Origin of the sequence: Parageobacillus sp. VR-IP (assembly GCF_013357975.1) — a bacterium.
GTDB lineage: Bacteria > Bacillota > Bacilli > Bacillales > Anoxybacillaceae > Saccharococcus > Saccharococcus caldoxylosilyticus.
In genome coordinates this window covers 110,014-134,411 of the sequence record NZ_JABVYQ010000007.1, presented here as the reverse complement: position 1 = coordinate 134,411, position 24,398 = coordinate 110,014, and the positions used below count along the sequence as shown (strand labels likewise).

Annotated in this window: 20 protein-coding genes, 6 tRNA genes and 4 pseudogenes; 26 read left to right on the top strand and 4 right to left on the bottom strand. The window is 43.0% G+C overall.

Translation table 11 applies throughout. From position 1 onward, the window contains the following. Positions 1 to 124: 124 nt before the first annotated feature. From HT574_RS16565 to HT574_RS16525, 9 genes and pseudogenes are all read left to right on the top strand, one after another. Entirely contained in the window at positions 125 to 286 is a 162-nt protein-coding gene (locus tag HT574_RS16565; protein ID WP_175245442.1) for a hypothetical protein, read from the top strand. After that, positions 266 to 340: transfer RNA gene (locus HT574_RS16560), tRNA-Gly, on the top strand. The genes HT574_RS16565 and HT574_RS16560 overlap by 21 nt, the downstream gene beginning before the upstream one ends. A gap of 10 nt (positions 341 to 350) precedes the next feature. Next, positions 351 to 424 (top strand) — tRNA-Arg (locus tag HT574_RS16555). A 113-nt stretch (positions 425 to 537) separates the two neighbouring features. Next, positions 538 to 602, top strand: a tRNA-Trp gene (locus HT574_RS16550). Positions 603 to 643: 41 nt separating this feature from the next. After that, positions 644 to 714: transfer RNA gene (locus HT574_RS16545), tRNA-Cys, on the top strand. A gap of 15 nt (positions 715 to 729) precedes the next feature. After that, positions 730 to 800, top strand: a tRNA-Gly gene (locus HT574_RS16540). A 136-nt stretch (positions 801 to 936) separates the two neighbouring features. Continuing rightward, positions 937 to 1,013 (top strand) — tRNA-Arg (locus HT574_RS16535). Positions 1,014 to 1,164: 151 nt separating this feature from the next. Continuing rightward, positions 1,165 to 2,060: pseudogene (locus tag HT574_RS16530) on the top strand (alkaline phosphatase PhoX); the annotation flags it as partial. 560 nt (positions 2,061 to 2,620) lie between these two features. Further along, positions 2,621 to 5,380: a dynamin family protein gene (locus tag HT574_RS16525; RefSeq protein ID WP_175245441.1), complete on the top strand. Its 2,760-nt coding sequence runs from the start codon at positions 2,621 to 2,623 to the stop codon at positions 5,378 to 5,380. A gap of 231 nt (positions 5,381 to 5,611) precedes the next feature. On the opposite strand, the gene HT574_RS16520 is transcribed toward HT574_RS16525, so the two are convergent. Further along, positions 5,612 to 6,853 (bottom strand): aminopeptidase, encoded by a 1,242-nt coding sequence (locus HT574_RS16520; protein ID WP_175245440.1) that lies wholly within the window; start codon positions 6,851 to 6,853, stop codon positions 5,612 to 5,614. A 633-nt stretch (positions 6,854 to 7,486) separates the two neighbouring features. On the opposite strand from HT574_RS16520, the gene HT574_RS16515 reads away from it, so the two are divergent. The 5 genes from HT574_RS16515 (at position 7,487) to HT574_RS16495 (ending at position 13,062) form a co-directional block, all read left to right on the top strand. Next, positions 7,487 to 8,653: an NAD(P)/FAD-dependent oxidoreductase gene (locus tag HT574_RS16515; protein ID WP_175245439.1), complete on the top strand. Its 1,167-nt coding sequence runs from the start codon at positions 7,487 to 7,489 to the stop codon at positions 8,651 to 8,653. Positions 8,654 to 8,710: 57 nt separating this feature from the next. Further along, positions 8,711 to 9,676 (top strand): ornithine cyclodeaminase family protein, encoded by a 966-nt coding sequence (locus tag HT574_RS16510; protein WP_175245438.1) that lies wholly within the window; start codon positions 8,711 to 8,713, stop codon positions 9,674 to 9,676. 25 nt (positions 9,677 to 9,701) lie between these two features. Continuing rightward, positions 9,702 to 11,162 carry a sodium/proline symporter gene (locus HT574_RS16505; protein WP_175245437.1) on the top strand — a complete coding sequence of 487 codons (1,461 nt, stop codon included), beginning with the start codon at positions 9,702 to 9,704 and terminating at the stop codon, positions 11,160 to 11,162. A gap of 281 nt (positions 11,163 to 11,443) precedes the next feature. After that, positions 11,444 to 11,869 carry a GNAT family N-acetyltransferase gene (locus tag HT574_RS16500; RefSeq protein WP_254698708.1) on the top strand — a complete coding sequence of 142 codons (426 nt, stop codon included), beginning with the start codon at positions 11,444 to 11,446 and terminating at the stop codon, positions 11,867 to 11,869. Positions 11,870 to 12,183: 314 nt separating this feature from the next. Beyond that, complete coding sequence (locus HT574_RS16495; protein WP_175245436.1) at positions 12,184 to 13,062, top strand: 5'-3' exonuclease; 879 nt, start codon at positions 12,184 to 12,186, stop codon at positions 13,060 to 13,062. 85 nt (positions 13,063 to 13,147) lie between these two features. On the opposite strand, the gene HT574_RS16490 is transcribed toward HT574_RS16495, so the two are convergent. After that, a complete protein-coding gene (locus tag HT574_RS16490) occupies positions 13,148 to 13,321 on the bottom strand; it encodes a helix-turn-helix domain-containing protein (protein WP_175245435.1) in 174 nt (57 codons plus the stop codon). A 216-nt stretch (positions 13,322 to 13,537) separates the two neighbouring features. Between HT574_RS16490 and HT574_RS16485 the strand changes: the two genes are divergently transcribed. Further along, positions 13,538 to 14,047 carry a DoxX family protein gene (locus HT574_RS16485; RefSeq protein WP_175245434.1) on the top strand — a complete coding sequence of 170 codons (510 nt, stop codon included), beginning with the start codon at positions 13,538 to 13,540 and terminating at the stop codon, positions 14,045 to 14,047. A 78-nt stretch (positions 14,048 to 14,125) separates the two neighbouring features. Here the strand turns inward: HT574_RS16485 and HT574_RS16480 are convergent. Further along, positions 14,126 to 14,525 (bottom strand): annotated as a pseudogene (locus tag HT574_RS16480) (ImmA/IrrE family metallo-endopeptidase). A 138-nt stretch (positions 14,526 to 14,663) separates the two neighbouring features. Here HT574_RS16480 and HT574_RS16475 point away from each other — a divergent pair. Continuing rightward, on the top strand, positions 14,664 to 15,176 hold the full coding sequence (locus HT574_RS16475) for a DUF3231 family protein (RefSeq protein WP_017436059.1): 513 nt from the start codon (positions 14,664 to 14,666) through the stop codon (positions 15,174 to 15,176). A gap of 432 nt (positions 15,177 to 15,608) precedes the next feature. Further along, the gene (locus HT574_RS16470; protein WP_017436058.1) at positions 15,609 to 15,860 is read left to right on the top strand and encodes a WGxxGxxG family protein; all 252 of its coding nucleotides are present in this window, start codon (positions 15,609 to 15,611) and stop codon (positions 15,858 to 15,860) included. A 205-nt stretch (positions 15,861 to 16,065) separates the two neighbouring features. Here the strand turns inward: HT574_RS16470 and HT574_RS16465 are convergent, their stop codons facing one another. Further along, a complete protein-coding gene (locus tag HT574_RS16465) occupies positions 16,066 to 16,251 on the bottom strand; it encodes a hypothetical protein (protein ID WP_175245433.1) in 186 nt (61 codons plus the stop codon). A 515-nt stretch (positions 16,252 to 16,766) separates the two neighbouring features. Here HT574_RS16465 and HT574_RS16460 point away from each other — a divergent pair. The 9 genes and pseudogenes from HT574_RS16460 to HT574_RS16420 all read left to right on the top strand — a co-directional run bounded on the left by HT574_RS16460 (position 16,767) and on the right by HT574_RS16420 (position 24,393). Continuing rightward, positions 16,767 to 16,901, top strand: a complete 135-nt coding sequence (locus HT574_RS16460) for a YjcZ family sporulation protein (RefSeq protein WP_017436055.1) — start codon at positions 16,767 to 16,769, stop codon at positions 16,899 to 16,901. Between the two features lie 40 nt (positions 16,902 to 16,941). Next, a complete protein-coding gene (locus HT574_RS16455; RefSeq protein WP_071532941.1) occupies positions 16,942 to 17,025 on the top strand; it encodes a YjcZ family sporulation protein in 84 nt (27 codons plus the stop codon). 285 nt (positions 17,026 to 17,310) lie between these two features. After that, positions 17,311 to 17,511 carry a hypothetical protein gene (locus HT574_RS16450; RefSeq protein ID WP_175243482.1) on the top strand — a complete coding sequence of 67 codons (201 nt, stop codon included), beginning with the start codon at positions 17,311 to 17,313 and terminating at the stop codon, positions 17,509 to 17,511. Positions 17,512 to 18,143: 632 nt separating this feature from the next. Next, the gene (locus tag HT574_RS16445) at positions 18,144 to 18,692 is read left to right on the top strand and encodes a GNAT family N-acetyltransferase (RefSeq protein ID WP_175245432.1); all 549 of its coding nucleotides are present in this window, start codon (positions 18,144 to 18,146) and stop codon (positions 18,690 to 18,692) included. A gap of 689 nt (positions 18,693 to 19,381) precedes the next feature. Next, positions 19,382 to 21,043, top strand: a pseudogene (locus HT574_RS16440) (AMP-binding protein). A 1-nt stretch (position 21,044) separates the two neighbouring features. Next, a pseudogene (locus tag HT574_RS16435) lies at positions 21,045 to 22,591 on the top strand (acyl-CoA carboxylase subunit beta). 235 nt (positions 22,592 to 22,826) lie between these two features. Further along, entirely contained in the window at positions 22,827 to 23,216 is a 390-nt protein-coding gene (locus tag HT574_RS16430; protein WP_017436050.1) for a VOC family protein, read from the top strand. A 20-nt stretch (positions 23,217 to 23,236) separates the two neighbouring features. Further along, positions 23,237 to 24,028 carry a YhfC family intramembrane metalloprotease gene (locus HT574_RS16425; protein WP_175245431.1) on the top strand — a complete coding sequence of 264 codons (792 nt, stop codon included), beginning with the start codon at positions 23,237 to 23,239 and terminating at the stop codon, positions 24,026 to 24,028. Continuing rightward, on the top strand, positions 24,025 to 24,393 hold the full coding sequence (locus HT574_RS16420) for a VOC family protein (protein WP_175245430.1): 369 nt from the start codon (positions 24,025 to 24,027) through the stop codon (positions 24,391 to 24,393). The genes HT574_RS16425 and HT574_RS16420 overlap by 4 nt, the downstream gene beginning before the upstream one ends. Positions 24,394 to 24,398: the final 5 nt, after the last annotated feature.

Here is a 24,398-nt window from a genome sequence, read left to right as displayed (position 1 = left end):
GTCCGAGGTGGAAGCGTGGCGACACGTGGAGCTGACGGATACTAATCGATCGAGGACTTAACCAAGAAAAGCGGAGGACGCCCGCCTATCGGCGACACGCGCTGGAGGGCCCGTGAGGAGGCTGTTGTCGCCGCAACGGGACCGAAGCGTCGCGAGCCGATGGCGTCCGGAGCTAGACAGCGCGAAAAGCGGAGGCGCTTGGCTTCTTCCAAGCAGACGGTTATCTAGTTTTGAAGGAATGAACAAAATATCACTATGTTATGATGCGGAAGTAGTTCAGTGGTAGAACATCACCTTGCCAAGGTGGGGGTCGCGGGTTCGAGTCCCGTCTTCCGCTCCATCCTTATTTTGCGCTCGTAGCTCAATTGGATAGAGCATCTGACTACGGATCAGAAGGTTAGGGGTTCGAATCCTCTCGAGCGCGTTTTCAGTAGTGAAAGTTGTTTTAATACATACATGCCAATGGATATCTAAGATTCTTCGTACATAGTTGCAGAACGAAATTTGATGCAAAATTTTTCGATAAAAGGGATTTTTAAGGGCATAGTTCTAGCACAGAGCCTCCAAAACCTCCGGTGTGGGTTCGATTCCTGTTGCCCTTTTATAAAGCAAATAATTATTTTATGTGTTGTTTATCTTTTGCGGCGGCATAGCCAAGTGGTAAGGCAGAGGTCTGCAAAACCTTCATCCCCGGTTCGAATCCGGGTGCCGCCTTCTAGTTTCAGCCGTGCGGGTGTAGTTTAGTGGTAAAACCTCAGCTTCCCAAGCTGAAGTCGTGGGTTCGATTCCCATCACCCGCTTTATTTATGTATCTTAGTAGCTCAGCGACGAGCGATACATCTTATGAATTAGCTACGAGTTGCCCCGACGCATCTCACTTATCTGAATTCGTTAGCAGAGGAAGGGGCAGCGAAGCTAAAGAGTGTATAATACCATGTCCCAGTAGCTCAGCTGGATAGAGCAGCGGCCTTCTAAGCCGTCGGTCGGGAGTTCGAATCTCTCCTGGGACGCCATTACATAAGTCGTTCGCTAACGCTTCCAAACGTCTGCGGCATTTACCGCAAACGAGGGAAGCGTTTTTTCTTATGCCAGCCATCGCCCAAGGCAATGTCATAAAAGCGCTCTAGCTAGTTTGTCCAGGCAGTTCGGAGTTTAATAGATAATAAACGGATCATTGATAAAAGCATTACATTCAGCGATATTTTGAAGTGTCCAATGAGCCAAAAGACGGGTTTACTGCGGTTAAGCAATACTCAGGACAAGGTACAAACTATGGTAAAATAGAATACTTGAAATTGAAGCCGGGAATGGAAAAAGCAGCTGCATTTTTGGAAACTCGTCGTTATGCAGCGATGTTAGGAGCAACAAGCGAGTTTAATAAAATGGAAGGCTTAGCGGTGAACGCGAAAGACAAAAAAGTATATGTAGCGGTTTCTGATATAAGCAAAGGTATGGAGAAAAACGTTCAAGACCCAATGGACCACATTCAATTGCCGAAAGTGAAAGCTGGTGCGGTTTATGAGTTAAACTTAAAGCCAGGACAAAAGACCATAGCTGGTGAATCGATGAACAGCAGATATGTAGTTGCTTCTATGAAGGCGCTTCTTGTCGGCGAAGATTTAGCTCAACCTGACGCATACGGCAATAAAGCAAACGTGAATAAAATTGCTGGTCCGGACAACTTAAGCTTCTCTGAGGATTATCGCACATTGTTTATCGGGGAAGACAGCAGCCAACATATTAACAATTTTGTATGGGCGTATAACGTCGATACGAAAAAGTTATCTCACATTTTATCCGTTCCGGCTGGTGCGGAGGCAACGGAGCTTCAAGCGGCCGATAACCGAAATGGATTTAGCTACGTTATGAGCAATTTTCAGCATCCAGGGGATGAATTAGGCAATTTTGCGCCGACAGCGGTAAACATTGATGATGTGGAAAAAGCCATCGACGCAACATATGGAATTGATCAAGCCGGTGCTGTTGGTTATATCCAAGGACTGCCGAATATCGAAAAACTAAAACAGCAAAAAGCTCAACAGAGCAAAAAGAAAAAATGAAAGATAACAGAAAGTCTGTCCCTGCACATAACCCTGTCAAGTAGACAATGAAAAAAGAGTATATCAACTGCGGCCTTTTCTCGATATTCCATCGGGGAAAGGCCGTTCAGTTTTTCTGGAAAACGATTGTGAATGTAAAAAGATTGTGAATGTAAAAATGAATATACTCCTAAATAGCCTGATACGACTGTTCGATCGTTTTTGGGCGTACTAAATACAAATTCTCTGTGTTAAAATTAAAATATTGAGGTTATGTTGAAATGGAAAAAATCGCTTTAAAACGGAGCAAAATGAGGTAAATCGAAAAAATTTTCGGTTAACGCATCCAGCACGAATCGAAGCTGTATTATTCTCACGAGGGAGGATTGTGCAGCTTTTTTACATTTCCATTCAATTAAAATTAATAACATAATTTAGCTGAAATGTTACACGATGATAAAAATCTGTATTATAAATGAAAACAATTTGAAACCTTATTGCAAAAATAAGTCTGCTAGAATATTAAGGATGGAAACAAGAAAGTTTTAATAGGGATTAAATATATAGGTCGGGTGATAGACATGGCGTTAGAGAATCAAGAGAATCAACTGATCAAAAAAACATTTTATGAAACATTTATGGAAGCGGATGAAAAAAATCCTGTCCGTGTGCTCGGAGAAGCGTTTCTTGCCGGGCATAAAGATGGGGAGGCTGACATTTCCACTATCCGTTTTGTCCAAGGAGAAGTATATTTTCATAACAAAGATTATGAAGCAGCTATTTTCAAATGGGAAAACGTTCATAATGATTTAGAACCGTGGGCAAAAAAAAATATAGCGGATTGTTTTTATGAACTCGGACAATTATCAACGGCTGAAGAGATTTATAAATCCATTGATACGGAAAGCAGTGTCTTACAATCAGAAGTTGCATTGCAATTATTTTCGCTTTACATAGATCAAGGCAGACTTGAAGATGCTGATCAAGTGATTAAAAAAGCGGTATCCTTTAATCCGGACTATCCGAATGTTACTGACATTGCTCGTGCCTTTTTCGAAAAACACAAGGATTGGAAGAGCGCAATTGAACTGACAGTAAATGAAGCGATCCGGACAGAGTCTCATCATTGGTTTGATATTTTAAAAACATATGCAAAACAAGGATTAACAAAAATTTTTGAACCGCATTATTTTTCAAAATGCTTAGCCGTGTTATACCAAGTGGATCAGACAAGATTTGAACAGATGGTTGAGGCATTGTGGAATGGTTATAAAAACGAGCGTTCCTATTTTTCATGGCTGAGGGAATTTAACCACCTTTTCTTAAATCTGGATGCAAGCCGGGAACAGTCCTGGAAAAAGTTGTCAAACCTTTATCAGGAAGCGTATTTTGAATTAATCGATGGAAAGTATTTAATAAAAGAATTGGAGGAGATTATTCCGAGCATCTTAACGAACTGGCTCAAAATAGCTGATTATTCTCATGCTTTATTTGCTTCTGCAGCGGTATTGGCATGGAGCGAGAAATTTCCATCCAGTATTAGCCCAGAGGTTGTCAATGATGCCGAAAATCTTATTTTCCATTCCCGCAATGAGACAGATGGTTTGGAATACAGCCTTACATTATTCGATTCCATCGTAAAATGGGCGGAAGCGCAGCATGTTGATCCAGGTCACCGCTTCAGATGGATCATCCGAGAACTGGTTGATTTTGAAACACATCATTTATTTGTAGTTGGAACTTCCGGAAATGGTAAGTCTGCTTTTATCAATTCGGTCCTCGGAGAAAATATCCTAACTGCTCCGACATCATCCGTTATTGTATTTAAGGGGGATGATGAGACGGAGATTAGAAAGATATCCGATGAAGAATTAACAACATTTTCAAGTTTTCAGGAATTCCAAGAGGCAGTAGATAGGCGGCTGAATAAGGCTTTTGACAATGCGATTGTGGAGTTCTCTCTTCCATCGCCAATTTTGCAGAAAAACGGGCTGGTTCTTATTGATACGCCGGGATTTAGCGATCGTAATCATATTGAAGGTGAAGCGTTGAAATATCTGCACTTTGCTGACAGTTTATTATTTGTTCTTGATGCGAACGATCCTTTTACCGAAAAAGAACAAGAGATCTTGATGCAGATTCGGGAATATGCGCCTAATCTTCCAATTCATTTTCTGCTCAATAAAATTGATGAAATTTATGATGAACATGAAGCCGCCAAGATTATTGAAGACACTCGTTCGAGAGTTCGGGCATATGTTCCTGAGGCTCGGGTGTTTGCCTATTCATCACGTTTAAGAAGCAGAAAACAGCAAAATGATCTAGCAGAGTTCTTGAAAAACTTGAACCGACAAATTGTGGAAGACGATCGGATTGAAAAAATATTAATCTTTACTCGTCAATTAATCAGCCATTTATTGGATAAACGGGCAGAAATGGAAAACAGCCTGGCTGATTCGATTAAATGGAATGAAGAAATGGTCACAAAGCTAAATGGTGCAATCCATCAATTAACTGATTTGAAAGAAGAAAAAGCGCGAATTATCACGAGAACGTTCCATAAAGTCTTGGAGGAAATCAGGTCGGATCTATCGGAAAATATTCCGGGAATTTTACGAGAAACTTCGAATATGATTCGAGAAGACAGCGATTTCCGTAAACTTCACCTGGAACTAAATGATGAGATGAATCGGAGAGTACGTGCTTATGTAAATGATACGGTCTTGCCCGAACTTTATCGTTCTCTTCAGGAATGGATTTTAACGGCAAATGACGAGCTTAATCAATGTCAATCTTTCCTGGATGAAATAAGCGATGGGTTTAATGCGATGTATGGGGAAGATCGGCTTAAGCTGAATTGCGACTTTAAAGTGCTTGATGACTGGCGCCGGGATGCAGATCGGATGACGAGCGGCGTGCAAATGGAGAAGGTGAATATTTTTCTCCGCCGCACACCGTATCAAATTTTATTGAAAAGTGCCGGCAAGCTGTTTGGAGCCTTCCAGCAAAACCATGCGATGTTATATAACAAATACAAGCAGTTTGTTGAAAATCAGGATTATTTAGACGTTGTTGAATCCATTGTGAACAAGTTGCTTCTGCAATTCGAACTGTTTGAGAAATCACTAGAACGCGATATTTCGATCTTCTTCCGGAACCCGTTTGCCGCGTTGAATCAAACGGTGGAAGAAACGAAAAAAGAAATCAGTGAAAAAGAAGAAGAGCTGGAGAAAATGAGATCGAATCCGGAAGCATACCGCGATCCGCTTACATTGTTTGAAATAAAACTCCGCCAATACGAGTGGATGACCATTTCCGCAAAAGGAGTTCTTCAAGTATAACGAAATTGAACGAAAAAATCGGCCCATGGGCCGATTTTTTTGTTGTGAAAATGTTTTCATCGTTTTGTGAATGCGAAAGTAATATGCGAACGATTTAAGACAGTATTAGATTCAATCAATATAGCCACGTCCTCTCAAGTATGCAGAAAGACGTGGCTAGTAAGTTAGATAACTTATTTAAAGCGTAAATTTTCCGTTTTGTGACCAACATGTGGTAAACGTATCACTTCATTATTTCCATTCAAACGCCCAATTTCCGTTGCGGAAAATCGGTTCGCGTTTGCCGTCTTTCGTAACGCCATCGATGTTTAATTCGGCAGAGCCAATCATAAAATCTTCATGGATGAGGCTATCATTGACACCATGTTTGTCGAGTTCTTCTTTGGACATGGCGGTGCCGTTTTGAATGTTCGTCGGATAGGCCTTTCCAAGCGCCAGGTGGCACGCGGCGTTTTCATCGAATAACGTGTTATAAAAAATTAGATTGGACATGGAAATTGGCGACTGATGCGGCACTAACGCGACTTCTCCCAAGCGGCGTGCGCCTTCATCCGTATCTAATAAATGTTTTAATGTTTCATATCCTTTTTCCGCGGTAAAGTCGACGACTTTGCCGTCTTTAAATGTCAAAGTAAATCCGTCGATCAAGTTGCCGTTATAATTGAGCGGTTTAGTATTCCGTACCTTGCCATTGACCCCGTCTTTATGCGGCATCGTAAACACTTCTTCCGTCGGGATGTTCGGGTTAAAGCGAACGCCTTTCTGGCTGACGGCCGCACCGCCATGCCATACATGGTTTTCGACCAGTTCGATCGTTAAGTTCGTTCCCGGCGCTTCATAAATGAGCTGCTTGTATTGTTTTTCATTTAAATAATCGACGATTTTGGCGAGTTGGTCGTTGTGTTGCTGCCACGCTTGGATCGGATTGTCCTGGTCGACACGGGTAATGCGGAATATCGCCTCCCATAGCTTGTCGATCGCTTCTTCTTCACTGAGGTCTGGAAATATTTTTTTCGCCCAGGCTGGCGTGGGAACGGAAATAAGCGACCAGCAGTTTTGGTCGGCCATTAGTGCGCTGCGATAGTTGTTTAACGCTTTTGATGCCGTTTTATTGGCGGTGGCGATTCGGGTTGGATCCACATCTTTCAATAAATCAGGATTTGGCGAATAAATCGATAAAAACGCCGCCCCTTCCTCGACAAGCTGCTCCATGCCTTTGGCCCGCCACATTGGATATTCTAAAAATGCTTCGTCAGGAGCATATTTGAATTTAATGTATGTAAGATCTTCGTCATACCATTCGACATAGACGTGTTTGGCGCCGACTTCATATGCTTTTTTTGCAATTTGCCGCACGAGCGACGCGGCTTCAAGCGGGGCGTTCACAAAAAGCGTTTGCCCTTTTTGAACGTTGACGCCGACTTGAACAGCAAGCGCGGCATATTTTTCCAAATTTTGCTCTCTATTGCTCACGTTCTTCACTCCCTGCTTTTCGTATTATATAGAACTTTATTATATATGAAGAACTTGGAACATTCAAACATTTGGAAGATGAATTGGTATTGTGAAAAGACGAAGGTAAAACCATTGATTTTGGTTTAACATTTTTCTCAAGAAGTTTCTCGCCTCGAGATGAAATGTAGGTAGAAGAGGTTCATTCAATGGATTTTTTCAACATCATTCAGTTCGAATATTATTTTACTTTCTACCAATCATCGTCCAAAACGGTTACGGTTGCCAAAATAACGAATCAATTGCCAAACTCCTACTTTGTTTAAGAAAGGCGCATAATGATTGTAGATGCAGAATAATCTGAATAATAACAAAAATGTTTGTTGGATTTGTTTCGTTGGAGAAAAGGAAATCGAAATACTGCGTAGTCTGTCTGCATCGTCCTTACCGACGATGCGCCCAATAGACATCGGCCAGTATAGTCATTTTGCGTGATGATGTATACTGGCTTTTTGTTTTGCCGTGATCATTTCGTTTACAAAAGGAGGGAGCATTGTCGCGAGTTATTTTTATTGTTGAAGGGTGTGCGTGCAACGAATGAGCGGAAGTCATAATAGGCAGACAGGGCTGATATGTCTATGAAGGGGGAGAAATTTGATGAAAACAGCGGATATTATCATTGTCGGCGGAGGAGTAATGGGATCGAGTGTAGCTTTTCATCTTCGAAAAATTGGCTTTGATGGCAGAATTATTGTATTTGAAAAAGATCCTTTGTACGAGTTCTCGTCTACGCCAAGAAGCGCGGGAGGAATTCGACAGTTGTACACAACGCCGATTAACATTCAATTAAGTCGATATAGTCTGCAAGTATATAAGCAATTTCCGCAAACGATGGCGATCGATGGCGAACCGGCGGAGATTCATTTTCGTCAAAACGGATATCTCTTTTTGGCTACGAAAGAAATGCTTCCATCGTTGAAAAAACAATGCTCGCTGCAAAACCGATACGGTGTTCCGTCACAGGTATTATCAGCCCAAGAGTTATTGGACATCATTCCAGAACTAAATATCGATGATTTAGCGGGCGGGCTTTATTGCCATGAAGATGGCTATTTAGATCCTTATTCGGTGATGCAAGGGTATAAGAAAAATGCACAGCGATTAGGGGTGGAATATATTTATAAAGAAGTAGAAACGATCACCGCCGATGAAAACAAAGTGAGCGGAGTTCGGCTCGTAGACGGCACCGTGTATCACTCTTCGATCGTGATCAATTGCGCTGGGGCATGGGGAGTATATCTTAGCGAAAAAATCGGCGTTCCGTTACCGGTTCATCCGTTAAAACGGCAAATTTTCCAATTTGATATAGCAACACCGCTAAAAAAGGAATTGCCGCTGACCATTGATCCAACCGGCGTGTATTTTCGTCATGAAGGAAGTAAAATTTTATCGGGCTTTTCCGAAGATACAAAGCCGGGAATTGATTTCACCGTGACACGTTCCTTGTTTTATGAACAAATGTGGCCAATTTTGGCGCATCGCATTTCAAACTTTGAAGCGGTGAAGATAACGGCGGCGTGGGCAGGGCTGTATAGCTTTAATACGGCAGACCATAACGCCATTATTGGAAAACACCCGTCACTGCATGGGTATTATATGGCGCTCGGATTTAGCGGGCATGGCATGCAACAGGCGCCGGGAGTCGGTATAGGATTGGCCGAATTAATTTATTACGGAAAATATAAAACGATTGATCTCGCCCCTTTGCGTTTCGAACGATTCGCGGAAAACGATTTAGTGTTGGAAGATGCTGTTGTGTAAATGCTGTAAGGCAAGAGCAAGGCCAGTTTCCATAAAGAGGAACGGAGGATACGCATCATGTTAGTGCTTGATGAAAAAGCAATGCTCGAAACCGTTTCGATGAAAGATGTCATGGAAGCGATGAAGCGGGCATACTGTCTCTATGAAAATAAACAGTACGAGATGCCGCTAAGAACTCAGCTTCAAGACAATGAAAATACGTTTTTGCTAATGCCTTCGATTGCCCACCAATCGTTTAGTTTGAAAATTGTAAGCGTTTTTCCTGGTAATCGACAGCATCCTGTAACGCAAGGAATGGTTATATTAATAGACCGTCAAACCGGAAGCGCAAAAGCGTTGCTCAATGGTACCGTTTTGACCGGTCTGCGCACAGGAGCAATCGGAGGGCTAGCGGTAGATTATTTATCTCCAGCCGATGTCAAAACCGTCGGGCTAATCGGTACCGGATATCAAGGGCTATATCAGTTGCTAGCCGTTTGCAAGATTCGCAGCATTGACCGCATTTACTTGTATAATCGAACATCTTCAAAGTATCCCGCTTTTATTGCTGCACTGAAAAACCGTCTTCCATCCGAAGTGGAAATCCACATTGCCGCTCAACCACTCGATTTAGTTCAGCAATCCGACATCATCATCACCGCTACGACATCATCAACGCCTGTGCTGCCAGATGAAACAAATATATGGAACGGCAAATTAATTGTTGGAATCGGCTCATACCAACCTCATATGAGAGAATTTCCTGATGCGTTATATAAAAATGCGACATGCATATTTGTCGACACGCTGGATGCCATAAAGGAAAGCGGAGATATCCGCTATCCAATGGAAAGGAGTTGGTTAACCGAATTGCAAATGATTGCTTTTTCTAAAGTCGTCACAAACAAGGTAAACCATACTTTTCAATCGGATTGTCCGACTATCTTCAAGTCTACCGGTATGGCGCTGTTTGACCTTGTTGTTGCGGAAATGATGTATGAAAGAGCGATTGCAAAACAGACGGGTGCGTACGTCCATTTGTAAACCAGTCAAAAAGGAGTGGGACCCATTGCATACGATCATTATGGCCGAATTTATTCTATATTGCTTATTTATGTTAGTCATTGGTTATTTGTATAGTAAAAAAGATATTAACCATTCCGATTTTCTTTTAGGTGGGAAAAAGCTGCCAGGATGGGCTTTAGCATTTTCGGAAAGAGCTACCGGCGAGTCTGCTTGGCTGTTGCTAGGATATACGGGATTTGTGTTTGCGACCGGTCTATCGGGAATTTGGGTAGCAATCGGAATTTCGCTAGGAATTATCTTTTCATGGCTGTTTTTAGCGAAGAAGTTTATGAAAGAAACAAATGAATATAAAGTGCTGACATTGCCGGGTTATTTAGCTAAGCGGTTTGGAGCGCACGGAAAAATAATTTTATGGATTTCTACAATTCTTATTCTTAGCTTTATGATGTTTTATTTTGGTGCACAAATTGCAGGGGCGGGAAAAACCCTTTTCACTGTTTTTCGTATTGATCCTGTGATGGGAATGATTGTCAGTACCATCATTGTGGTTATTTTATCGTATGTAGGAGGATTTATAAGTGTTGTATGGACAGACATGGTCCAAAGCTTAATTATGCTTGCGACGCTAGTAGTGCTTCCGATTGTCGCTTTGTTTCATATTTATAGCGGAGATTTATCCATCAGCCAGGCGCTGCAAGCCGCTGAGCCAGGGATTGATTCGTGGACTGGCGGAGTGACTGGATTCGCCTTAGGATTACTGCTGTTTAACAACTTTGCTTGGTTTTTTGGCTTTCTTGGCGGCCAACCGCAATTAAGCGTGCGTTTTATGGCGCTGAAAAATGACAAAGAGGCAAAAACCGCCAGCATCATGGCGATTGTATGGACGCTTTTAGCTTATAGTGGCGCGTTTTTAATCGGAATTACCGCCATTACGTTGTATCAAGGACATCATTTTGCTGATGTAGAAACAGTTTTACCGTATATGACGTTAGACCTTTTGCCGCCGTGGATTGCGGGAATATTGCTTTCTGGCATTCTCGCTGCGATCGTTTCAACAGCCGATTCCCAACTCCTCGTCGTCACCAGCTCCATTAGTGAAGATATTATTCGAAACGCGTTAGGAATGAAATTAACGGAAAAACAATTGGTGAAAATTTCAAGAATTGTTGTCATTATCGTGGGAATAGCAGGGCTAATCATTGCGTTAACCTCTGAATCGCTAGTCTATCTTGTTGTCAGCTGGGCGTGGGCGGGAGTCGGATGTACGCTGTCGCCGGCGATCATTTTGACGTTCATTTGGAAACGATATTCCGGTATTGGTGTGATTGCGACGATCATTGCCGGATTTATCAGCACGATCGTTTGGATTTCCTCACCTCTTGAGGCGATCATCAGCTCTCGTTTTACGACTTTCTTTATTGCCATGCTCGCTGGGATTATATTTAGCCTCCTTTTCCCAGATAAAGAAGAAATGCAAGAAATCCGCTGCGAAACAGTCACATAACATGAAATCAAGGCAAATCCCTCCTTCTGATTGGAATGAAGGAGGGGGGTGTTATTTGCAAGCCAGTTTTTTATCCAGCAGAATCATGATATTTCAATAAGCACGTTTGTTTTTCACGCGAAGCGGCGGTCTGTGTTTATGTGTATTTCCTAAACGATTTTTCGATTCTCAAAAAACTTAGATTCTATCTATTAGGAAGAACAATAAGATGAAGATGGTGAGATTTAGAAGAATTAATTATAATAAGACAAGTATAAAACATGCAGAAAAGAGGTGGAAAAATGCAATATCAATTATACGAAGGCATGCCTCCGGAAGATGTGATCGAACAAATCATGAATTTGTATGAAACTATTTTTCAAACATCGTCGGAGAATATTCGCAACAAAATGCAGAAAGTGGACAGGCTGCTTGTTCTTGTCGCTTTGGATAACAAAAAAGTTGTCGGTTTTAAATTGGGATATGAACAAGGTGCAAATGAGTTTTACAGCTGGATTGGCGGGGTCGACAGCGCGTATCGCCGGCAGGGGATTGGCTCGACATTAATGACGATGCAGCACGACTGGCTGAAAGAGCATGGCTATTCCGTTGTAACGACAACAACGAAAAATAAATGGCGGAACATGCTCATTTTAAATTTACGCCATGGATATTTGATACCATTGGCACGTATACGGACGAAAAGGGAGAACCGAAAATTATCTTGAAAAAACAGCTATAATGATTAAGCGAAACATCATTGCCGCAAAACTGTTGCGCCATCTCGATACACTTTGTTTTATCATAGCTATTGAAGGGTACTGAAGCCTTGTTTGCCGCCCATCCATATGTTAGACCGTCATCGATCTATTCTTTCTATATGTTCGCGGCCTGATTCCCGTCATGAAAAATAAGAGCACAGAGACCTTAACGTTGGCCGCCTGGCAATGCTCTCGAAGTATTGTATGTAAAAAACTGCACGATTACCACTATTTATACGATAAAAATGTTATGTTAACAAAACCGGAAGGAGAAAACAACCATGACGCAAACGAGCCAAAAGCTACTGCTTATTGACGGGATGGCGCTCTTATTTCGTTCATTTTATGCGACCGCACTTCATGGGAATTTTATGTTCACAAGCGAAGGGGTCCCGACAAACGCGGTTTATGGATTTGTCAAGCATTTCATCGCTGCCGTCCATCATATAGAGCCAACGCATGTCGTTTGCTGCTGGGATATGGGGAGCACGACGTTTCGAACGGAAATGTTTCCGATGTATAAGGCGAACCGAGGAGAGCCGCCATTAGAGCTTGTCCCGCAGTTTGAACTAGTCAAGCACGTTGTTTCCGCTTTTGATATTCCAAACATTGGCGTACTGGGGGCGGAGGCGGATGATTGCATTGGCACAATCACCAAGCAATGGAAAGACGAAATGGACATTGCCATTTTGACAGGGGATCAAGATTTGCTGCAGCTTCTTTCCGAAACGGTAATGGTATATTTGCTGGACAAAGGGATTGGTAATTATCATATGTATACGCTCGAACGCTTTCGAAAGGAAATGGGAATCCTGCCATCACAATGGATCGATGTCAAAGCATTAATGGGTGATGCAAGCGACAATTATCCAGGGGTGCGTGGCATCGGTAAAAAAACAGCGCTAAAATTAGTGCGCCAGTACGGTTCGATTGAAGGAATCCTCGAACATCTTCCCCTTCTGACAAAGTCGCAGCGGCAAAAACTGCAAGAACATGAAGAGATGCTGCACCTTTCTAGAAAACTAGCAAAAATTTATTGCGATCTTCCGATAGCGCTGCGAATTGAAGAGGCGGAGTGGAACGTAGACAAGGAAAAAGTGGAGCAGGCTTTCCGAGCTTTAGAATTCAAAGGGCTGAGCCGCTTGTTGACATATAAGTAAAGGCCAGTTTCAGACTGGCTTTTGTTTATGTGTCATCTTATGTAACCGCTGTCTTTCAGCATCCATCCACGTTTGCACCAACCGCCTAATCGCTTCCATTACCGTTTGCCGAACACTCCCTTTTTCGGTTAATGTATAATTCAATCCGCATCGGTACTTCAGGATATACGTTGCGGTCCACAAGGCCTTCTTCTAAAATCTTTTGGCTGCCGGGAAAACAGGACGGATTGGTTGGTATGATCGATGATCTTGGTTTCATCGTAAATATTTCCCCCCACCCTATCTTTCTATATACTTTTTTGTATATAGAAAAAAGCAGTTGTCAATAGGCGAAAAATCGTTATAAGGAATGTTGCGAATGCTGTAATAAATTCCTTAACAAATTGTGAAATGATGAGCAAAGTCGTTTCAATTCCCGCAAAAAGTAGTACGATAAAAGTGTAAGGAACAATAAAAATAAAAGGGGAGCGAGGATATGGTTAAATGGCTTCGCGAACATACGAGTGCTTCCGTCATCATGGTGCTGTTCCGTTTGTATCTCGGCTATGCTTGGATCACCGCAGGATGGCATAAGATAACGGAAGGATTTGACGCATCGGGATTTTTGAAAGGGGCGCTCGCCAAAGCAGTAGGGGAACATCCAGCGGTGCAAGGCTGGTGGGCTGCGTTTATTGAACATTTCGCCCTGCCAAACGTCGGATTGTTTAACGTACTCGTGCCTTGGGGAGAATTTTTAGTCGGCATTGCACTGATTCTCGGCATTTTCACAACATTTGCTGCACTAATGGGCGCTGTCATGAACTTTGCGTTTATGTTCTCGGGAACGACGAGCACCAACCCGCAAATGGTATTGTTAACGGTGTTCATTCTGGTAGCGGGTGCGAATGCTGGCAGATATGGCCTTGACCACTGGGTTCTCCCTTACATTCGTAAGTTTACGCATAAAATGCATCGTCCGCACCGTCCAGCAATGTCACAAAGATAGTCATCATGAACCCAAATTTAACCAATGGCCGTGCACTTCTCTTTTCAGAAAGTGTGCGGCCGTTTCCCTTTTTGATGGTTAAATTTTTAGATAGACAAGTTCCTTTGGTAGGCGATGTATTTCTGCTGCATCATATATGGTCAGGCTTGGTATTGAGTCATAACGTCATCTGAAAGTAGTAATTCAACAGCAAACGTGTTGGCTTCCATTTCTAATTTTTCAACAGAGAATCGGGTTTTAGCCCTTAAAAAGGGTGCTGGATTACGGGTATAAAAAGGCATGTCCAAGTTCATGGGCGCATACAAAACGTTGCATCATTTCATCCAGTTGATTATGAAGATGAATGAACTGAATCCGTTTGTATGAACTATAAAGAGTATTTCCAAGTTCCGCGAATAAGATCATTTTTTGCAATTTGAAATGGATCATTGGACTTGTGTTTTTTTTTTTTAATAAGTTGCTTAACTATTTCCGGCAATTTTTGTGCAAAATTACAATGTTTTTTCCAATAACACAATAAGTTTTTTTTGAGAACTTTAATTTTTTTGCATAATTGCATTTCAATTAATCCATATTATCTAAAGAAAAGACATATGATTTTGTTAGGAGGGTTATGATGGGAATTTTAAGCGGTAATCCAAAAGAAGAGCCAATGCACTATGGAGAAGTATTTGGTGTATGGTCGTATTTACTGACGGCTAAAGGATTATTATCCGGATATCAAACATTACTCAACCATACAGGTGATGAGGATTTAAAAAATTTTATTGAGGATAGTATCGAAAATGTTCTAAAACCGGAAATACAAGAAACCGAAAACTTGTTAAAAGAAAATGGAATAGCACTTCCGCCATCACCGCCAGAACGGCCAAAAGCATGTTTGGAAGATATTCCTGCCGGTGCGAGATTTACTGACCCGGAAATTGCTGCAATGCTTAGTAAAGATATTGCAGCCGGTTTAGTGGCATGCAGCACAATGATGGGGCAGTGCATCAGGGAAGACATTGCTTTAATGTATGGTCAATTTCACATGAAAAAAGCGCAATATGGCGCTAGATTGCTTAGAATGAACAAAGAAAAAGGTTGGCTAGTTCCACCGCCGCTCAATGTGAAAGGTTCGGATTGTTAACCGAAAAGCTTGCGTGCCGCAAGCTTTTATTTTTTAATGATTGTCTCTGTTATATTTCATTGTTGGTTTTTAAGCCACAAAACCGGTCTTTTTGTATGTCTTATTCCACTATCGTTCTCCGTTAACCGCCGAGGCATCGCTTTGCAGCACCACAGATTATGCAAGAAATTAGTTCTTCCATAGGATTAGAATAACAAAGTAATCGTCCATCTCTATCTTTAACCCATTTGATAATAACTACTTTCCCCTTCTTTTGTGGAACGATCTATGCCTTGTGTAAAGATGGATTTCTCCTTTTCTTACGTCTGTAATCAAACGTTAATTCTTTTTTTGGATAATTTACCTCTAAATGGATGAAATTATATCTAAAGAATAATTGTTCCTTTAATTGGGCATATTAAAGTTAACAGCTATTAAAAGGAGGTGAAAACCGTGTTAAAAAAGATTCTCCATTCACTTTGTGCTCTATCAGTTACATTAATGCTTTGTGGGATGGCTGTTTATGCTCAAACTAACAGCATTGACATCGATAACAATACAAACAAAATAACTGATATGGCCCAAAATACGGACGTTACGGATAACAATGATGATAATGACGACGATACAGATTGGGGTTGGATCGGTTTAGTTGGCTTAGCGGGACTGTTAGGGTTAAGAAGAAGAAATGACAGAAGAGATTAGAACTAAAAAAGACAATTCACTTGGTTGAGTTTGTCATCAAACTAAATAAGGACCCTTTGGATCCTTTTTTCTTATGGGTAAATTTCCTGATGGTTATTTAGCAGGGCGCCACTCTGATTGGGGTGGCGTTTTTTCTTTTAAGAACTTCTTAGTGCTAGGTGCATATTAGAAACCAGACTCAGGCAAGAGCCTGAGTCCATAAAGTTTATTTGCCTACTAGGGCTATTATTCCTCTAAATATGAGGACTAATGAAAAAACAAGGATAGCTAAAATCCCAATTAAAGACGTTATTGGTTGGATACCAGCCAAAGGTGAACCGGCTAAAGGAAGTTTTATTAGTGCAAAACCAGCAAGGATGCAAGCTAAAAACAAGAACGCAAGTTTATCCATGCTCATTCCTCCTTTCATGACAATATATGTATGAGTAGGAAAAATTGTTCATGAAGAGTGAACAATAGATAATTCTAAGGCATTCCTTTTTGTATGTCTTTTGAGTGAAGGGATACAAATGAAGATGAAGGATCTGTTGAATAAGCAACAAAAAAGGAAGTGGACACAGCTTAAACAGAAAAATGAAAAACGGACACTGAATGAGTTGTTGGATTTAATGGGCGTTCACAGAGATACGTACAAGAGAGTGCGCGGGGAGGTTAGGCGTAAATAACGCCGAGATTTGACAAGAAAATGATGTAGGAAAATGCCTCTTTTTGTCGTATTGAGCAGGACGAGGGAGGTAGGATGATTAGAAACGCAATTAAATAGTATCTATATATCTATTAGATAAATATGGAATTTACTTATCAGTTGATGAATTTATCCAATCTAACTCTTTTTTAAGAACATACCTTAAAAGCAGGGATTGGATATTTAGCAATCCCTTCATACTCCATAGGAGGTGAAACATTATGTGTTGGGGATATGGAAGTTATGGTGGTGCAGGATATGGATATGGCGGCTACGGTGGCTTCAATTTTGCGTTGATTGTTGTATTGTTCATTTTATTAATTATTGTAGGAGCTTCTATTTGGAGTCAATATTAACAAAAAGCAAGCTGACTTCCATAAATAGGAGGTGTTATATATGAGCCGTTTTGCCTTAATTGTTGTCCTGTTTGTCTTGCTTATCATTGTAGGATGTTCTTGTACGGGTCTAGGCGGTTATTAATCCCCACAAGGCGACATTAAACATCCTTTTTCATTCCTCATTTAAACGGAATAGGTGGTTTCGTGTATTGTATGGAAAAGGACAGATTGTTCATGGTCTGTCCTTTTTCAAAATATCCGCTTGGACAAACATGGATGGAAAGCAAGCCCATCATCTAGCATACCGATGAACGTAAAGTCACTGTATTCTGCGCCTCCTATCGGGTGCCTTATTCAAAAAAATGAATGAGAATGGTTCATGTACCTCCTATTCCAAAATCTCTTGTGTAAGAAAGGAGGGGATAAAATGGAATATTTAAGAAGATATCAGGGAGAGCCGGTTGAGGTTATCGATCGTAATGGATGGGTTCATAGAGGAGTAATAGAATGGGTCGATCCAGTACGGGGAGGAATGTTTCTTCGCACCGGCTTTAGAAGAAGATTTATTCCATTTTTCTTAATCGCTGCTCTTTTTCTATTAAGATTCGGGAGACGGCGCGTTTTCTAAAAAACGAAAACAAAAAATCTTTGGCTCATCATTTGGGTCTCCTTTCCTCGACTCGCAAACGGAATAAATCATTAATTGATGGTTTCATCAACACCATCTTTAAAGAGCCCATAGGTTCTTTTCAGATCGCCAATTTTGTCGACAAGCTAGAACTCTGCCGTTTGGCAGGGCTTTTTTTTTAATTTATGTGATATAGAAATAGTGAGGAGGTGATGGATTCAGTGTTCGAAATCGTTGGCAAATGCGTTGTCCTGTTTGTTTGGAACTGGTTCAGATGGACGAAGAAGTGCTCCTCAATATCATCAACACTGTCATTCCATCAGAAATGCTACTATAAATCCTCATTACCAAAATTTCCTATTATTTTTCCCTTCTTTTTCTCCAAAGGACTCACCTAAACTTAGCTTCTAAAGTTACCTTGTCTTTACAAGGCTTTTCAAATAAAGTCATTCACTTTGACAGGAGAAAGTTTAAACTATCTCGAAGATGAGAAGATGAAAAGAATTTATGTGGAGAGTGTCAATTGCATGCCAATTCAAGTGCCATTTCTAATGCCAATTTCTATGAGACGAGATACCCCATCCATCACAGGACTCCTGTGGTGTTTATATGTAAAGAAGGGATAAGGAAAGATGAAATTGGTGGGACACAAAATCTATTTGCGATTTTTAAAGGATACAGATGTGGGTTCGTTGACAGAGATGCACCGTAGAAACCGGGAATTTTGGCAACGGTATACGCCAGATAGGCCCAGGGAGTTCTATACGGAGGAATATCAGCTAAATCGAATCCAAACCAGCTTGGCGAAGATGAAAAGGGACGAGCAATACACGTTCGGCATTTTCCTCGTCGGTACTGATGAACTGATTGGCGTCATTGAGTTGACTGAAGTGGTCCGTGGTCCTTTACAGACATGTTGGCTAGGCTATTATGTAGATCAATCGCACAACGGACATGGCTATACTACTGAAGCTGTGCGCCTGGTTGTTGACTATGCCTTTGAGGTTCTCAAGTTGCACAGAATTGAAGCAGGAGTCATGCCACATAACATCGGGTCGATTCGAGTTTTGGAGAAGGCAGGATTCCATAAGGAGGGGCTTTCCAAGAAGAACGTGAAGATTAACGGAAGGTGGGAAGATCATTTACACTTCGCTATCGTGAATCCAAATGATTCAGAATAACCAGGACGCCCCAACTTTCCTATTGTTATAAAAATGGCTGACCCCAAAATCGGATTAGCCATTTTTGATTGGAAACTAGACTTGATTCGTATCAATTGACAATCCAAAGCCCTGGTCATTGATCATGTCAAATGGCACTTCTGCACCTTAAAACGGAACCCGTTACTCGCTTTGAGTAGGAACTTTTTTATCCATATTTCGTGGATTAGTCTCTTTAATTCCTAAAAGATTGCGATGCAATATCAAATGTTAGTGGGCAATCGTTTATCGATGGAGTAATGGCGGCGTGTGAGTTCTTTGAACACGCACACGATGGTATTTTAACGGTGAAGGAGGATTGAAAAAAGGAAGGTGGAGTAAGACTCCACCTTCTTGACCACGTGACCACAATTTGACCACATATTTAATAGAAACTAATGAATTTGATTAATGGTTGATTTAATACTTGTAAAGCCCTTAAAAATGAATGTTTCATAAATGTTATTTTATTGATTATGGAACATGAATCGGTTACGATATAGAAAAAATATTCAGAATATTAACTTGCACAAAGGAATGAAAAAACACGCGAGCGGTGGTGATGAGCAAATGGAAACAGGCATATTGTTTAACTGAATATTTGTAAACGCTTACTATTTTTGTTATCACGGCATACTAACCGGTTAGAATGTTAAAAGGATGGTGGTAAGATGGAGAAAACGCATTTTTACTGGCCGGACTGCTTGCCAAAACAATTGCATTATCTGCTAGGTGAAAAAACGTTATATGAATATTTGCGCCATCATGGCCTGCATCAGGCAAATGAGCCTGCTTATATTTTTTACGATCGCACGATCACGTAGGGGATGCTGCTTGATCATGTCCACCGCTTCGCACGCTATTTGAAAGAAAAAGGCGTGGGCAAAGGAAGCTATGTCGCGCTTTACATGCAAAACTGCCCACAGTACATCATTGCCCACTTTGCCATTCAGCAGCTCGGCGGCATCGTCGTTCCGCTCAATCCAATGTACCGCGAGTCAGAGCTGGCGTATTTCTTTGCCGAAGTGCCTATAGTGGGAATTGTGACTGGCGAAGAAGGATTGGCGCGCGTCAAGAACGCCGAGCAGCAAACTTCTCCGCTGTCCTTCATCGTCACTTGCCACTACAGGGATTATGCAGCTAAAGACGGCGATATTCCGCTTTGCGGGGAGCTGCTGCAGCCGAAACAACGCTGTGACGGCGCCGATGATTTTGCCTCCATCATGGATACTTGTTCTCCATATGAAGGTGCCGCATCACTAGATTTATGGAACGATGTCGGGCTGATCATTTTCACGTCCGGAACGACGGGGCGGCCAAAAGGGGCAATGCTGACGTATGGAAACGCGTTGTTTAAAACCGCCGCTTCAGCGCACGCCAATCGGCTGACGGAAAGAGAACGGCTGATGGCGCACTCGCCGCTGTGCCATATCGCCGGGATGGTGATGGGATTAAATACTCCTGTATATACGAGAAATCCATGCGTATTGTTTACACGGTTTGACCCGCTCGCGACGATAAAGGTGATCGAGAAATACCGAATTACCGCATGGTACAGCATTGCACCGATGAACGTTGCGATTTTGCAGGCGGCAGAAAGCATCTGCTGCGATTTATCGAGCTTAAAGCGCAATTTAGTGACGAGTTTTGGCTTGCAAGTGACAAAAGAATTAGCCGAGAAATGGGCGCAGGCAACAGGTGGCTGCCTGCTGTACGAAGCTGCTTATGGCTTAAGCGAAACGCATACGTGTGATACGTTTATGCCGGAAGAAAAAGTGAAATTCGGTTCATGCGGCATTCCGACGTATGATACGGAAATCCGCATCGTCGACCCGGAAACGAAGGCGGAACTTGATCCCGGAAAATCAGGAGAAATTGTCGTCAAAAACCCCGGCGTGTTTAAAGGCTATTTCCGCCGTGAAGACGCGACGAACGAAACATTAAGAGACGGATGGGTATATACCGGAGATATTGGCTATTTGGATGAAGATGGCTATTTGTTTTTCCAAGGGCGCCTCAAAGAAATGATCAAAGTTTCCGGCTACAGTGTCTTTCCGGAAGACGTAGAAGCACTGTTGAACCAGCATCCAGCTATCAAGCAATGCGCGGTCATTGGCGTGCCTGATCCGGTCAAAGGGGAAGTACCGAAGGCGTTTGTCGTTGTCAAAGAAGAGTATGAAGGAAAGATTGGCGCGCAGGATATTATTGAATGGGCGAAAGCACATATGGCCGCCTTCAAATACCCGCGCTATGTCGAACTGATCGAACAATTGCCAACGACGCCATCGGGAAAAGTACTGCGAAAATTATTGAGGAAAGAACAGGAGAGATAGCATGAGCGATCTTCGCCATTTAACGCAAGAGTTGCTGGCAAGAAAAGAAAGAGCGCTGCTTGGCGGCGGCATGGACAAAATCAACAGGCAGCAGAAAAAGGATTGTTGACGGCAAGAAAGCGGATTGCCATGTTGGTCGATGCAGGGACATTTGTCGAGTTTGGCCAGCTCAATACATCGGACCAAAGCGGAATGGGAGAAAAAAGCTATGGGGACGGTCTTGTCGCTGGAATCGGTAAAGTGAACGGCTGCGCTGCCGTTATTATAGCAGGGGATAAAACGGTATTGGCGGGAACGGAAGGAAATGTGCATATCCGCAAGTCAAGGAAAATGCATGAGTTTGCTGTACGCAATGGCCTGCCGATGTTTTTCCTGCATGAAGGCGGCGGACTGCGGATGCCGGACGGAATGGGATCAGACGGGATTAGCGAGAAACTGTTTCCGCGCGAGCTGCTTACCCATCACCGTCAAGTGCCGACGATGGCGGCGATTTTAGGCGATAGCTACGGCGGCCCGACATGGACCGCGGTAAGCTGCGATTTTGCCACCCAGCTGAAAGGAACGTGCATGGCGATCGCTGGGCCGAGAATGCTTGAGCTGGCGAACGGGCAGCGGGTGACGTCGGAAAAATTAGGCGGTGTGGACGTGCATTACCAATATACGGGGCAGATTGACACCGACGGTGAGACAGAAGAAGAGTGCATCGAACAGTTAAAAACGTTTTCGCCTATATGCCGCAAAACGGAAACGAACGCCCGCCGATGGAAAAAACGAATGACGACCCGTACTGAATGGTGGACGAGGTATTTACGATTTTGCCAGAAAAAAGCAGCCGCGTCTATGATATGCGTAAAATGATCGCCTGTCTTGTCGATGACGGCCGGTTCTTTGGGTATCAGAAAAAGTTTGGCAAGGCTTTGATAACGGCATTGGCTCATATGAACGGACATGTCGTCGGCATCATTGCCAATCAACCAAGCCAGTACGCCGGTGCGCCGGGCCCGCAGGAATGCCAAAAGGCGGCGGAATTCATTTGCCTATGCGATTCGTATCACATTCCACTAATCTTTTTGCACGATACGCCGGGTTTTCGTATCAGCACGGAAGCGGAAAAAGCGAAAATGGCGACGAAAATCATGGTTTGGAATCAGGCGATGGCGTTGTCGACTGTTCCGAAAATCTCCATTGTCATTCGCAAAAGCATCGGCGCTGCTTACGGAAATATGTGCGGGCCGGGAATGGGGGCGGATATTGTCGTTGCTTGGCCGAGTGCGGAAATCAATTTCACCCGGCCAGGAAGTCGGCATTAACGTTGTCTACGGACGTGAGCTTGAAAAAGTGGAAAACCGTAAAGAGCTGTGCCAAGAACGGTTAAAACATTGGGCGTTTGACAGCTCCCCTTATAAAGCAGCCGGTAAACATTTCATCGATGACGTGATCCATCCGGCAGAGACGAGAAAATTTCTTTGCCAGGCGCTGGAGTTCTTGCTGACGTCGAAGCGGGGGAGAAGCGAGCGTTTGCTTGCCGTGTGGCTGACAGGATTTTAAAAGATATGATAAACGCGCATGGCCGCAGGTCAAGTGTTCAGGTGTGAGGTTTGTTTTTGATTTCCAATGTATAAACTCAACACGGCCAAACGGCGTCCTTATTTGCATCATCTTTTTGCTAGTTTAAGAGCGGGAATCATTCGCTCCTTTTTTCCTTTTATGGTATAATAAGGATGAATAAGTGGATATCAACAATTTGGAACAAGGAATCTAAAAAGCTAGGAGAATGGAACACATGAAAGTGCAAGGATTTAGCCATGTGACCATCAATGTGAAAGATTTGGCCCGTTCACTTCGTTTTTATGTAGATGTATTAGGAATGAAGCTCGTTCATCGTGGCCGGAAGGATGCGTACTTAGAATGGGGAAGCGCGTGGATTTGCTTACAGGAACGTTCGGACATGGCAGAACAGCGTCCACAGATCGGCGTGGACCATGTGGCGTTTTTTATCGATGAACAGGATTTTGCAGAAGCGGTCGAACAGCTAAAAGCGAACGAGGTGACGATTGTCCGGGAACCGACCCGCCGCGGCCGCGGTCTTTCAGTCAACTTTCTTGATCCGGACGGTACGCAATTGGAATTGCATACGTCGACGCTGGCCGAGCGGATGAAAGTATGGAAATAAATAGGAGAGGGTAGACGCAAATGATAAACTCGTTAAGCATTGCCGGGATGGCTGCACAGTTAGTCATATCTCTTTTAGTGCCGCTTGGTTTGCTCATTTACTTTCATAAGAAGAAATGGCTGTCATGGAAGCCTCTCGGCGTCGGCATTCTTATTTTTTTGCTATTTTCGCAGGTGCTCGAAAAAGCGCTGCATGTGGTGATGATTGACCCGAGCGGAACCTCATTAAAATGGACGGATAGCGTGGCGCTGTTTGTCCTGTATGCGGCGCTGGCGGCTGGGGTCTTTGAAGAAGTCGGCCGCTATGTCGGCTTTCGCTGGATGCTGAAAAAACATCATGAATATAAAGACGGGCTGTCGTTCGGGCTTGGGCACGGCGGCATTGAAGCGATTTTGATCGGCGTGTTTGGAGCAGTCAATGCGTTGGTGCTTGCGAGCTTGATTCAATCCGGAATGTTTGACAAAACGATCGCCCCGACATTGCCGGACGGGCAGGCGGAACTCATTAAAGATCAAATTTTGCATACGCCGTTTGCCATGTATATATTGGGTGGGTTAGAGCGGGCGTTGGCGCTCGTATTTCATATCGCGATGTCTCTTCTCGTTTTGCTTGGTGTGCGCAAACGGAATTTCCGTTATGTCATCTATGCGATTTTGCTGCACGCGTTGATGGATACAGCGCCTGCGTTATACCAAGCACATGTTGTCACAAACGTTTGGCTGATCGAAGCGGTGATCTTTTTATTTGCTGTCGCGGCGTTTCTATTTACGCGTCGCATGAAAGAAACATTTGAAGGTGGGGGAGAAGGATGAAGATTACTGTCAAACGATTGGATCATGTACAAATTTGCATTCCTTTTGGCGCCGAAGATGAGGCGCGCGCCTTTTACACCGCTTTGCTCGGTTTTATGGAAATCGAAAAGCCGGACTCCCTAAAAGCGAACGGCGGACTTTGGTACCAAGTCGGCGATATCGAGCTTCATATCGGCGTCGAAGACCGTGACGGCTACAACAGCAAAAGCCATCCTGCATTTGAAGTCGAAAACATCGATGAAGTGCGCCGCTACCTAGAAGAAAATGGCGTTCCGACCAAAGACGAAAAACCGATTCCGGGGGTGAAGCGGTTTTCGTTTCGCGACCCGTTCCACAATCGGATTGAGTTTTTGTCGAAAAGTTGACCACT

Excerpts from the sequence above, each read along its gene's own strand:
- HT574_RS16525 (WP_175245441.1), top strand. The coding sequence starts at position 2,621 with ATGGCGTTAGAGAATCAAGAGAATCAACTGATCAAAAAAACATTTTAT.
- HT574_RS16500 (WP_254698708.1), top strand. The coding sequence starts at position 11,444 with ATGCAATATCAATTATACGAAGGCATGCCTCCGGAAGATGTGATCGAA.
- HT574_RS16425 (WP_175245431.1), top strand. The coding sequence starts at position 23,237 with ATGATAAACTCGTTAAGCATTGCCGGGATGGCTGCACAGTTAGTCATA.
- HT574_RS16450 (WP_175243482.1), top strand. The coding sequence starts at position 17,311 with ATGGAATATTTAAGAAGATATCAGGGAGAGCCGGTTGAGGTTATCGAT.
- HT574_RS16430 (WP_017436050.1), top strand. The coding sequence starts at position 22,827 with ATGAAAGTGCAAGGATTTAGCCATGTGACCATCAATGTGAAAGATTTG.
- HT574_RS16510 (WP_175245438.1), top strand. The coding sequence starts at position 8,711 with ATGTTAGTGCTTGATGAAAAAGCAATGCTCGAAACCGTTTCGATGAAA.
- HT574_RS16475 (WP_017436059.1), top strand. The coding sequence starts at position 14,664 with ATGGGAATTTTAAGCGGTAATCCAAAAGAAGAGCCAATGCACTATGGA.
- HT574_RS16455 (WP_071532941.1), top strand. The coding sequence starts at position 16,942 with ATGAGCCGTTTTGCCTTAATTGTTGTCCTGTTTGTCTTGCTTATCATT.
- HT574_RS16460 (WP_017436055.1), top strand. The coding sequence starts at position 16,767 with ATGTGTTGGGGATATGGAAGTTATGGTGGTGCAGGATATGGATATGGC.
- HT574_RS16490 (WP_175245435.1), bottom strand. The coding sequence starts at position 13,321 with ATGAAACCAAGATCATCGATCATACCAACCAATCCGTCCTGTTTTCCC.
- HT574_RS16485 (WP_175245434.1), top strand. The coding sequence starts at position 13,538 with ATGGTTAAATGGCTTCGCGAACATACGAGTGCTTCCGTCATCATGGTG.
- HT574_RS16465 (WP_175245433.1), bottom strand. The coding sequence starts at position 16,251 with ATGGATAAACTTGCGTTCTTGTTTTTAGCTTGCATCCTTGCTGGTTTT.
- HT574_RS16420 (WP_175245430.1), top strand. The coding sequence starts at position 24,025 with ATGAAGATTACTGTCAAACGATTGGATCATGTACAAATTTGCATTCCT.
- HT574_RS16495 (WP_175245436.1), top strand. The coding sequence starts at position 12,184 with ATGACGCAAACGAGCCAAAAGCTACTGCTTATTGACGGGATGGCGCTC.
- HT574_RS16445 (WP_175245432.1), top strand. The coding sequence starts at position 18,144 with ATGAAATTGGTGGGACACAAAATCTATTTGCGATTTTTAAAGGATACA.